General features: G+C 35.1%; 15 protein-coding genes and 1 pseudogene. All 16 read right to left on the bottom strand.

Features of this window, described 5'->3' with window-relative positions; genetic code table 11:
- On the bottom strand, positions 1-504 hold a 504-nt coding region (gene rsmI, locus ACPYKA_RS13960; protein WP_479542846.1), incomplete at its 3' end, for a 16S rRNA (cytidine(1402)-2'-O)-methyltransferase.
- Positions 501-767, bottom strand: a complete 267-nt coding sequence (locus ACPYKA_RS13955) for a GIY-YIG nuclease family protein (protein ID WP_479542845.1) — start codon at positions 765-767, stop codon at positions 501-503. The genes rsmI and ACPYKA_RS13955, both read right to left, overlap by 4 nt.
- Positions 757-1,530, bottom strand: coding sequence for a tRNA1(Val) (adenine(37)-N6)-methyltransferase (locus tag ACPYKA_RS13950; RefSeq protein ID WP_479542844.1), 774 nt, complete (start codon positions 1,528-1,530; stop codon positions 757-759). The genes ACPYKA_RS13955 and ACPYKA_RS13950 overlap by 11 nt, the downstream gene beginning before the upstream one ends.
- 116 nt (positions 1,531-1,646) lie before the next feature.
- Positions 1,647-1,949, bottom strand: a complete 303-nt coding sequence (locus ACPYKA_RS13945) for an initiation-control protein YabA (RefSeq protein WP_479542847.1) — start codon at positions 1,947-1,949, stop codon at positions 1,647-1,649.
- A gap of 61 nt (positions 1,950-2,010) precedes the next feature.
- Entirely contained in the window at positions 2,011-2,829 is an 819-nt protein-coding gene (locus ACPYKA_RS13940) for a PSP1 domain-containing protein (protein WP_479542843.1), read from the bottom strand.
- A gap of 14 nt (positions 2,830-2,843) precedes the next feature.
- Complete coding sequence (gene holB / locus ACPYKA_RS13935; protein ID WP_479542842.1) at positions 2,844-3,836, bottom strand: DNA polymerase III subunit delta'; 993 nt, start codon at positions 3,834-3,836, stop codon at positions 2,844-2,846.
- 15 nt (positions 3,837-3,851) lie between these two features.
- On the bottom strand, positions 3,852-4,286 hold the full coding sequence (locus tag ACPYKA_RS13930; RefSeq protein ID WP_479542841.1) for a YaaR family protein: 435 nt from the start codon (positions 4,284-4,286) through the stop codon (positions 3,852-3,854).
- 23 nt (positions 4,287-4,309) lie between these two features.
- Positions 4,310-4,639, bottom strand: a complete 330-nt coding sequence (locus ACPYKA_RS13925; protein WP_336262715.1) for a cyclic-di-AMP receptor — start codon at positions 4,637-4,639, stop codon at positions 4,310-4,312.
- The gene (tmk, locus tag ACPYKA_RS13920) at positions 4,636-5,274 is read right to left on the bottom strand and encodes a dTMP kinase (protein ID WP_479542840.1); all 639 of its coding nucleotides are present in this window, start codon (positions 5,272-5,274) and stop codon (positions 4,636-4,638) included. Before tmk ends, ACPYKA_RS13925 begins: the two co-directional genes overlap by 4 nt.
- Positions 5,275-5,752: 478 nt before the next feature.
- Entirely contained in the window at positions 5,753-5,926 is a 174-nt protein-coding gene (locus ACPYKA_RS13915; RefSeq protein WP_479542839.1) for a sigma factor G inhibitor Gin, read from the bottom strand.
- A gap of 306 nt (positions 5,927-6,232) precedes the next feature.
- Complete coding sequence (locus tag ACPYKA_RS13910; protein WP_479542838.1) at positions 6,233-6,496, bottom strand: pro-sigmaK processing inhibitor BofA family protein; 264 nt, start codon at positions 6,494-6,496, stop codon at positions 6,233-6,235.
- A 91-nt stretch (positions 6,497-6,587) separates the two neighbouring features.
- Positions 6,588-6,800 (bottom strand): YaaL family protein, encoded by a 213-nt coding sequence (locus tag ACPYKA_RS13905; RefSeq protein ID WP_479542837.1) that lies wholly within the window; start codon positions 6,798-6,800, stop codon positions 6,588-6,590.
- Positions 6,801-6,892: 92 nt separating this feature from the next.
- Positions 6,893-7,489, bottom strand: a complete 597-nt coding sequence (recR, locus tag ACPYKA_RS13900) for a recombination mediator RecR (protein WP_479542836.1) — start codon at positions 7,487-7,489, stop codon at positions 6,893-6,895.
- 28 nt (positions 7,490-7,517) lie between these two features.
- Positions 7,518-7,838, bottom strand: coding sequence for a YbaB/EbfC family nucleoid-associated protein (locus tag ACPYKA_RS13895; RefSeq protein ID WP_336262721.1), 321 nt, complete (start codon positions 7,836-7,838; stop codon positions 7,518-7,520).
- A 271-nt stretch (positions 7,839-8,109) separates the two neighbouring features.
- Positions 8,110-9,798: a DNA polymerase III subunit gamma/tau gene (gene dnaX, locus ACPYKA_RS13890; RefSeq protein WP_479542835.1), complete on the bottom strand. Its 1,689-nt coding sequence runs from the start codon at positions 9,796-9,798 to the stop codon at positions 8,110-8,112.
- A 507-nt stretch (positions 9,799-10,305) separates the two neighbouring features.
- Positions 10,306-10,902: pseudogene (locus ACPYKA_RS13885) on the bottom strand (HPr(Ser) kinase/phosphatase); the annotation flags it as partial.

The raw sequence follows: 10,902 nt of genomic DNA, 5'->3' as shown, positions 1-10,902 counted from the left end.
TATGAGTGTAGCTTTCAAAGAACCTAATCGTTCCAATTCAGCTTCTTTCTCTTGTTTCTTTCTAGGTAAAAAACCATAAAATAAAAATTCATCTGTTGAAAGACCTGAACCAACTAATGCACATAATGCTGCATTTGCTCCCGGTAAAACAACTACTTGTATTTTCTGAGCAATAACTTCCTTTACAAGTTCAGAACCAGGATCAGAAATAGCTGGCATGCCAGCATCACTAACAATTGCAATATTCTCTCCTTGTTTTAGCATGTCTAGGAGTTGCTCCGTCCTTTCCTTCTTACTGTGTTCATGATAGCTGATTAGCTTATTCTTAATCTCAAAATGATTTAACAGTTTCTGCGTATGTCTTGTGTCCTCTGCTGCAATGATATCCACTTCTTTTAATGTATTGATTGCTCGAAATGTCATATCCTCCAAATTTCCAATCGGAGTTGGGACGACATAAAGAGTCCCGGTTTCCTTCTCTTCATAACTTACTTGTACATTCATTTTATGCCATCCTTTTTTTCGTTAATGAGTTCGATTTTGTCTTTTCTTTGGAGTTTTTTTATGGCATGTTCTCGTTGCAATGCAGCAGACTTTGTTGTTAACTCTTCTTGATAAACAAGTTGAAATGGCCCTCTACCCCGTGTATATTTCGCACCTTTTCCACTTTCATGTAATTTTAATCGGCTTTCAATATCTGTTGTATAACCAGTATATAAAGAGTCATCCTTGCACCGTAACATATATACGTAATGCTTATTCTCCATAAATGATCTTCCTCGCCCGATCAGTATAATTCCCATCATCTTCATAAATAAATAGTGGTGGTAATACTTGGAGACCTGTCTTTCCATCTCTAATTCCTTCCAAAAGAATGGTGTTTGCGGCTTTATCAACCTTAGGATACACGTACTGAATTCTTTTTGGTTCTATTTGATATTTCCGAAAAAGTGTGAGCATGTCCACTAACCGCTCTGGTCGGTGCACCATAGAAACTTTACCACCTGGTTTCACGTACAATTTACACGCTTTAACGACGTCTTCTAATGTACAGCAAACTTCATGTCTAGCAATTGTTAAGTATTCATTTTGATTGTGCTCCGTTGTATTTGGTGTCGAAAAATATGGAGGATTACATGTTACAACATCATAATAACTTTGGTTTAATCCTTCGTGCCTTTCTTTTAAATCTCCTTCCATAATGTTAATTTTTTCTTCCATTCCATTTAATTTCACACTTCTATTTGCCATGTTGACTAATCTATTTTGAATTTCAAGTCCAGTAATTTTCCCTTTTGTTCTTTTTGCAAGGAAAAGTGGAATGACTCCATTTCCTGTACATAAATCAAGAATATTTCCTTTATTAATCGGTACATATGTAAAATTTGCAAGTAATACTGCGTCAAGGGAATATGAAAATATTGTTGGACTTTGAATTATTTGTGTTTTTCCATCTGACATTAAGTAATCCAGACGCTCATCATCCTTTAGATTTACCACTAAGCATCCTCCATATTCTATCTTTATCATTCAATACTTTAACTATATTGTACTTAATATATCATTTTATCGTAAACTTTCTTCTTAAAAAAATTGTCTCCTATCTTGATGGAATCTAATCCAATCATATAGGAGACAGTTTCAATTTAATCAAATAATTCGAGGCAAAATAAACAATCTTCATCTGTTCTTGGACTTCCAAACTGCATATGGCAAATATGAAATCCCTCTTTATAAATGCGAGCTAAATTATCAAACCCTTCACCTGGTACGGTAGCTTCACGTTTTTTCTTCGTTGCCTTTTTCTCTTCGTGAACATGATCACGATTTAAATAGGTTCGTAAGTGCTTATTTTCGACAGTTAATCGATGATTTTCCTCAATGAGCTCACTTAAGTCATTTTTTAAATTACCCAATTGCTCATAAAGTTCACCGATCTGAGTTTCCATATGTGAAACTTGATCAAAAATTTCTCTTTGCCCCTTACTCAAACGTCCCACCTCTTTACTGTTACTGAACAGAAATGATATTATCCTCAATTAGTTCGTCTAAAGTATATTCAATAATATTTTGATTTTCATACATTTCAATCTCTATTACTTTTTCTAAAATATTTAATCCAACTACTTTACCACGACCATAATTTGTATGAATTTCTTCCCCAATGTCTGGTAGTTGTCTTTTCGCATCTTCATAACTATCATTTTCATAGCGTAAACAACACATTAATCTTCCACATAATCCGGAAATTTTAGCGGGATTTAATGATAGGCTTTGGTCTTTAGCCATTTTTATTGAAACTGGATCAAAATCTCCTAAAAATGTTGAACAACAAAGCATCCTGCCACAAGGACCAATGCCGCCTAACAATTTCGCTTCATCACGAACGCCAATTTGTCTAAGTTCAATTCTCGTTTTAAATAAAGCAGCGAGATCTTTAACCAAGTTACGAAAATCAATTCTACCTTCAGCAGTGAAATAAAATATCACTTTATTTCGATCAAATGTATATTCTACATCTACTAAACTCATATCTAATCGATGATAATTTATTTTATCTATACATATATTTAAAGCTTCCTTCGCTAATTGCTCATTTTGTTTCACATTCTGTTTATCTGTATAATTAGCAATTCGCATTACTTTTTTCAAAGGAAGCACGACATCCTCAATATCTACTAACTTATTAACAAGCACTACTTTGCCAAATTCTACTCCACGTACTGTTTCTACAATCACATCATCATCTAACTGTATGGATAAATTATTTGGATCAAAGTAATAAATTTTTCCTGCTTGTTTAAAGCGTACTCCGATTACTTCTATCATCTCATAAACCACCTCTAAAATTGAAGTACAAGTTGTTCCATCACTAACGTAGGATGTACATTCTGATTAATTTTTTGTTTTGCTTCTAAAAGAGTCTTTAATAGTTGAAGTAATCTCTTTTGCGAAAAATGATGGACAGAACGTGTTAAGAGACCATCATCGGACTGGAAAAAAGAAAGTGGGCCAGACCTGCCTACTTGTTCATTTGTGATATCTCTAAATGCCAATAACAAAATATCTAAACCTTGTTCAATATCCTGTTTATCTTTTAAGTTAGTTAACCACACTTGATGGATAAAAAGATAACGTTCCTCATAATTTGAAAGTAACATATATATAAATTGTTCAACTAAATCTCTTATTTTATAAATCTTTTCTTCTGTATGATACTCTATTGCTTCATCTATATTATTTGTTAAAGCACTAAGTAAACGTGCGTTATTTTCGTTAATTGTTATATTTTCTAATTGGGTTAATTTTTGTTGAAAAGCTAATTCGTCTAATGGTTTTAAGTCAATTAACTGACAACGAGAACGAATAGTTGGAATAATTCCTTGCCCGTTATTTGTTAATAAAAGGGCGGTAATTTCAATATCGGGTTCCTCTAAAAACTTTAATATTCTATTTGCTGCATTCACGGTTAACGCTTCAGCAGGATTAATAACATATACCTTTTTTAAAGATTCAAGTCCTGTATAGGAAAACTCTTTTCTTAATAATTCAATTTGTTCATTTTTTATGGAAGAGCCCTCAGGCTGAACCCAGTGAACATCTGGATGATTACCTGATAATATGCGTGTACACATATGACATGTTTGACAAGGCTCCATTCCATTTTTTTCCTGACAAAAAAGGGTCATTGCTATTAAGTTAGCAAGCGTCCTTTTGCCAGTACCACGTGACCCTTGGACGAGATATGCATGGGAAACACGATCTTTTTGAAAGCTATTGATTAATATTTTGCTAGCTAAAGGTTGTATTTTACTAAGTTCTGACCATGTTTGCATAAATTAACATCCTTATTATGTTGATAAATTAATTAACAAGCCCCTAATTTCGCCAATTAATCCTAATAAATCAACGGTCTTTTTTTCCTGATCAAGCACATCCCTAGTAAGTTGGATTAGCTTTTCATCAACTTCCTCGACCGTTGTTAACTTATGACTAGACCCTGTCATGTTAAAACTTCTTGATTCTTTTAATGATAAACCACTGTGAACAGTTTCTTGTAAAAAGTGCTTAATCATTCGTTTAAATTTTGCTAAATCTTGTAAGGAGCGAAAACGGGCTATTTTTTCCCCTTGTTTTGTAATATCCCTAATTAAACTCTCTATTTCCTCTCGTTTTACTCGAAAGGATTCCGACCTAACAACCTGTTCAAAGTTTGATTTTCCTTCATTTACTTTTCTTAACGGTTTTTGGTCGATTTTAGAATTAATTTCTTGACCAATTTTCATCTAAATAGCCCCTTTTCTCCTAGTTAAAAGCGATAGAAAGATTCAATCGGTAAAATAAATACAGTTGCGCCACCAACTTCTACCTTAACTGGCTTTGGTATATACGAGTCCGCATTTCCCCCCATCGGAGAGATTGGTGCCACCATTTGCTCTCTTTGTGAACAATTTTCTTTAATTATTTTTAGTGCTTCCTCAATATGTTCATCTTGACAACCAATCATAAGCGTCGTATTTCCTTCTTTTAAGAAACCACCTGTTGTTGCCAGTTTTGTTGTTTGGAAATTTTCATCATTTAACGCATTGATTAATCGATTGGAGTCCTTATCTTGGACTACCGCAATTATTAGTTTCATTTTCTAACCTCCTTCAAATGAGAAATAATATATTTAAATGCATCTTCTGTAACCTGATCTACCGCTTGCTCTGCATCAATTCTTTGGATGCGATCTGGAAACCTATTTAGTAAAATTTGATATCCTTCATATACTTTGTTGTGAAATTCCATTGTTTCCAAGTCTAAGCGATTTTGTTCTCGGTTACTATTCAATGCAATTCTTTTTAATCCCTTCTCAGGTTCGATATCGAAGTAAAGCGTTAATGTTGGCATACATCCTTCAATAGCAAACTGATTAATTGTAAACACTTCTTCAATCCCTATTTCTCGGGCATAGCCCTGATATGCGAGACTACTATCAATAAACCTGTCACAAAGGACAATCTTTCCTTCCTGTAATGCGGGTAGCACTTTCTCAACTAAATGTTGTCTTCTCGCTGCTGCATATAATAACGCTTCTGTTCGTTTTTCCATTTCTGTATGATCTGGGTGAAGAATGATATGACGAATTTTTTCAGAAATGGATATACCTCCAGGTTCCCTCGTTAAAAGAACCCGATATCCCAGCTCAGTCAATTGATGATGGAGTCGATCTAGTACCGTTGTTTTCCCAGCACCTTCCCCACCCTCAACTGAGATAAAAAAACCTTTCATTTTCTCTTCTCCTTTTGTAAATCAAAGATGCTTTGTTACGTTTATATTACTGCGAATAAGCTGGTTGTAATTTAGAAGCGGAGTTTTAGAGATTTTAACCAACATATTACCTTTGCTGTAAAGGTATGTTTCTTACCTATAACTTATTCATTTGGGTTGTTACGAAACAAAAATATTGATAAGAAATAAGCTTGTTACATCTATTGTATCATGCTTTTCTAATTAATTGTTCTTTATTATATGGTGCTAACTTGAGTAATTGCTACTATGGTAGATCAAAAAGTCACTGTCGTTTCATTTTACCGAGATATATTTGATTAATCGATAAAATAAGCGTATATCCATAGAGATTCTTTGTTATATAACACTTATTTTATATGGAAATTAATTGAATGCAAGAAAAAAGAAAAGCACAAGCGCTTATTGTCAACCGTTTCGGTGACTTTTAAGCAACTTGTGCATAATCGATATTCTGTCTCTATGAAAAAAGCTTTGTTTGATTCATATTTTTTAACTTTTGTACATAGTAGCGATATTTTTCTTCTCGCACTTCGGTATGGACGATATTGTATTCACATTGTGTGCAAATAAATAATGTATATAAATGAATACCCTCAGCCTTTTTCTCTTCACAAATCACACATTGTCCCATACTATTCACCTCTATCGTCAGTTTAGTAGATAGTATCTCCTAATCTAACGATTTTTATACACCGACTGATAGTACATGTTCAAGAAGAGGATAAAAAGGATCGAGCTGGTTAAGGCCGCCCACGTCCTGTCAGCAAAACCGACATTAGGACGCAGAAAAAGTACTTTCCTTTTTCAGGAGCGGAGAAGCAAGCCAACGAGCTTCCACAGGATGTGGTGACTTCGACGTTCGACACAGGACGTGTCGGTATTTAGTCGAAGCTCCCCTCTCGATGTGTCATTTTTACCGGACTTTTTGAACTTCCTATTACAGTATAAATATATGAATAGCAGCTAAAGATGTTACCCCAAATAACCCTAAAATGCTACTTATAATTACAGTAAAAATATTTATCGGTATATGAAGTCCAATCGCACCGCCAAATACATTTAAGAAAAATAAAAATAAAACGCCAATTGTTAATCGGATTACACCTGTTCCAATTACACGTACAGACTTCGCTGGTGAACGAAAAATAAAAAATAATCCGAGTAAAACTAATATCCCCACTAGAATCATAATTGGTTCCATGTTTACTTCAGCTCCTTTTATACCTTTATTAGTTTTTATGTATAAAAGGATAAAAATAGAACCTAAAGAAACATGTTTGTATAGCAAAACATTAATATCTTAACGCACTAATTTTCCGATGTTTCGCTTCTTTTAATAGAAACATATATTTTGCCTCAGCTAATTGCAATGTTTGCTGACTTTCTGCCATCGGTTCAATACTGTTATCAATAATATATCGTAGTTTTTTCCATTCTGTTTCTAAAGTAAAAATTGCATCCAATAATTCACGATCGACTTCCCTTTGTCTCCTTTTTCTCCTCATAATGTCACCCTAATAAATTAGTTTTCTATTTTCTCTCTATTTAATTCAGACCAGTTATTAATTCTTTTAAACTTACTTTAAAATCAACAGTTTTAGAGTTCACGACGGCCTTCTAATGATTTAGCTAAAGTTACTTCATCGGCATATTCTAAATCTCCTCCAACAGGTAAACCGTGAGCAATTCTCGTTGCCTTGATGCCTGATGGTTTGACAAGTCTAGATATATACATTGCCGTTGCTTCTCCTTCAATATTTGGATTTGTCGCAAGAATGATTTCTTTTACGTCATGATCTTTTAATCGTTGGATTAAGCTTGGTACATTAATGTCTTCCGGACCAATCCCGTCCATTGGCGATATAGAACCATGTAAAACATGATATTTCCCATTAAATTCTTTCATTTTTTCCATTGCAATAACATCTTTCGAATCTTCGACAACACAAATAATTGCTTCATCCCTAGTATGATCTTGACAAATGGAACATGTCTCTTGGTCAGATATATGCCCACAAATCGCACAATGCGTTAATTCACGCTTTGCACTAACTAACGCCTTTGCAAAATCAACAACATCGTCATCATTCATATCAATCACAAAAAAAGCCAGACGGACTGCCGTCTTTGGTCCAATGCCTGGCAATTTTGTAAAACTATCAATCAGTTTTGATATTGGTTCTGGATAGTACATCTTTTAGCCTCCTAAGGCAATTGGACCATTAAAACATGCCTGGCATATTTAATCCTTTCGTAAATTGCCCCATCGTTTGCTCTGTTTTTTCTTCAATTTGTTTCATTACATCGTTTATTGCAGTAAGAATTAAATCTTGTAGCATTTCCACATCATCTGGATCGACTACTTCTTCCTTAATTTGAACATCTAGAATTTGCCTACTTCCATTAGCAACGACTGTTACCATACCACCACCAACAGATGCTTCAAACTCCATTGCTAAAAGTTCATCTTGTGCCTTCATCATTTTTTTCTGCATTTTTTGCATTTGTTTCATCATATTACCCATGTTTCCCATGCCTTTCATGTATAACTCCTCCTTAAAATATATGAATTCAAGTTCTTTTTTAGAAGGTAAGAAAGTATAAAACTTTCTTACTTCTCACTGGCTAAAAGCTCAGGCGTCCTGGGACTGGGACTGCGCTAACTCGTCCTATCGAAGAGCATTTGCACTTTCATTCGTCCCACTGTAAAGCATTTGTCTCAGGCGCCAGTACTAGTACGTCAATCACTCGTAAGTGCAACTTTAGCTTCCACTATAAAGTCTTGACGATAAACCAAGTTTTCTCATGTTTCATCTAGTCACGAATTTCTAATATTTCATCTCCAACCAATTCTCGAGCTTTTTCAATTACCGGATCATTAGCTGATTCTTGTGTTGGTTCTGCTTCCTCTTGTTGACTTAAAAATTCACTTCGAACTGCGTGCCAATCTTCTTCCGGTATCGGGATGATTGGCTTATGATGTGAAAGTATATTTGCGAGCGTTGATTCAATCAGTTCTTTATGTTCAAGAAATAATGCACAGTGAATTTCATATTTAAATCCAACTACAATTGCTTCTTTTGATGCTGCCACCGGCTTACTATCTTGAATGGTTGCGTGAGCCGGAGCATTTTTTCGTTTTAACTGATCAAGAAAATTCGCCCATTCTGCTCTTACTTGCTGCAATGCGGATTTTTCTGCCTGAGTCAGTACATTTCGAATTCGCTCATGTGGAATATCGTAAGTTCGTTTCTTTGCTCTTGGCATTTCTCTTTTTCTTGTAGTTGGTGCAGCTTGAGCAGAACTGTTAGATTGTCCTACTTCATTTAATTTCTTTTCTAACAAGTTAATCCGCTCAGTTAAATCCTTCACTTCTGAATTATTTACTTGTGTTTCTTCTATATTTTGTTCTGTTTTATTATGTCGATTTGTAATCGTCAATAAAGTGATCTCTACAAATATTTTGGGGCTATTTGTCCATTTAATTTGTTGTTCACACTCTGTCAGTTGAACAATTGCCTCTTGAATCCAACTTGTTTCTATCGTCTCCGTAAATTTTACAAATTCCTCTGTTACGATAGCCCTTTCTAAATACTCTTCCAATTTTGGGTTTGTTTTATAAAACAAAACATCTCGTAAAAAGTATATAAAGTCAAACACAAAACGTCCCGGATCTTTTCCATTCTGAATAAGTTCATCGAATAGTCGCAACGTTTCTATCGTTTCTTGTGCATACATCGCACTAGCAATATCTGTCAAAATATTTTGTGAAACCCCACCGGTTACAGCAAGAACATCTTCTATTTCAATTTTTCCATTACTATAAGAAATTGTTTGGTCTAAGAGACTGAGTGCATCACGCATGCCACCTTCAGCCGTAAGTGCAACAGCTTCAAGTGCTGCAGTAGAAATTTCAACCTCTTCATAATCCATAATCTCCTGAAGCCGTTCCATAATAACACGGTTACTTATGGATTTAAAATCAAAGCGTTGGCATCGTGAAATAATCGTAAGTGGAATCTTGTGGGGCTCCGTTGTTGCCAAAATAAACACAACATGTTCCGGAGGTTCTTCTAACGTCTTAAGTAAAGCATTAAACGCATTTGTTGAAATCATATGGACTTCATCAATAATATACACTTTATACGGAACGGAACTTGAAGCGTATTTAACTTTATCACGAATATTTCGGATATCGTCTACGCTCGTATGAGAAGCGGCGTCAATTTCAATCACATCGGAAATCGAACCATCTAAAATTCCTCGGCAAGATGCACATTCATTACACGGTTCTTTCGTAGGCATCTTTTCACAGTTGATCGTTTGCGCAAAAATTTTCGCAGCACTCGTTTTTCCTGTACCTCTTGGGCCAGAAAAAAGATAAGCATGCGAAAACTTACCAGTTGATATAGCATTTTGTAACGTTTGCGTAATATGTGATTGACCAACGACATCTTTAAATGTACGAGGCCGGTAAACACGATATAATGCTTGATAACTCATCCGACATGTTCCCTTCTACCATTTCCTATTCTATTATAGCTTATTTAAAGAGCAATTTGAACTGATAGAAATAATGAAATAAGACAATTAAAAAACATTTTATGCAATTAATGTGAAAATGCGACGTATCCGCTAGGTTGATCTTAGCTACGGGGCTCTTTTTCGATAAATTACCGAGATTAAAAACGATCGAGGACGCTGCGGACAAATTTTTTTCCTTTTATTCGTGCTTCCATTGATTTTAGGAATGAATAACGCTTAATCATTCCTCTGTAAGCATGGTTTCATCGATTATGGGAATGATTAGCTGTTATTCGTTACCTGGTGAGCAGGATTTCACCGATTTCGGGAATGATTAGCTATTAATACACTTTTTATTCAAAGGGCATACCGTAGAGAAATGCTACACCGGAGTGACTTCAGTAGCGGTATTGCAACTTTTTTTGGATCTAAGCAGTGAAGTTTATCCCTGCTGTTACGTCACGATTTAGAATATGTTCAAATATCCTAATTTGTCCCTTTTTCCTCGGCTGCTTCTTTCTCAATTCGCTTCATAAAATCTTCTGCCGCACTATATCCTTGTTGTTTTAAATACCAATTATTCACAGCTGCTTCAATTAACCCAACGACATCGCGGCCTGGCTTTAATTGAATCTGAATATAGGGAATTTCCACATCCATATAGGACGTAAATTTTGTTTCTACTTCTAATTCATTATATAAGGACTCTCCTTGCCATTTCACCAGTTCAATATCAAGCGCAATTCTCGATTCTTCTTGAAAAGCTTTTCGCCCATACATCCGAACCACATTTAATAGACCTACACTACGAAGTGCTAGTAATTCTTTATTCGTTTCATTATGGGTTCCTAGAAGTGTTTGCGGGCTAAGTTTCTTTAACACTACAATATCATCAGCAACTAAACGATGCCCTCGACCGACAAGTGAATGAGCTGTTTCACTCTTTCCAACGCCGGAATCTCCTCGTAATAATACACCAATCCCGGACACATTTACACATACTCCATGAACAGCAATTTCCGGAGCCAATCGTTTTATTAAATATGCATCAATTTTTCCGATAAACTCGTAATTGGAATCGTT

The sequence above is a fragment of the Pseudogracilibacillus amylolyticus (SeqCode) genome (assembly GCF_051918545.1).
GTDB lineage: Bacteria > Bacillota > Bacilli > Bacillales > Amphibacillaceae > Pseudogracilibacillus.
The sequence above is the reverse complement of the archived record's forward strand: the minus strand, read 5'-3'. Positions and strand labels throughout refer to the sequence as shown.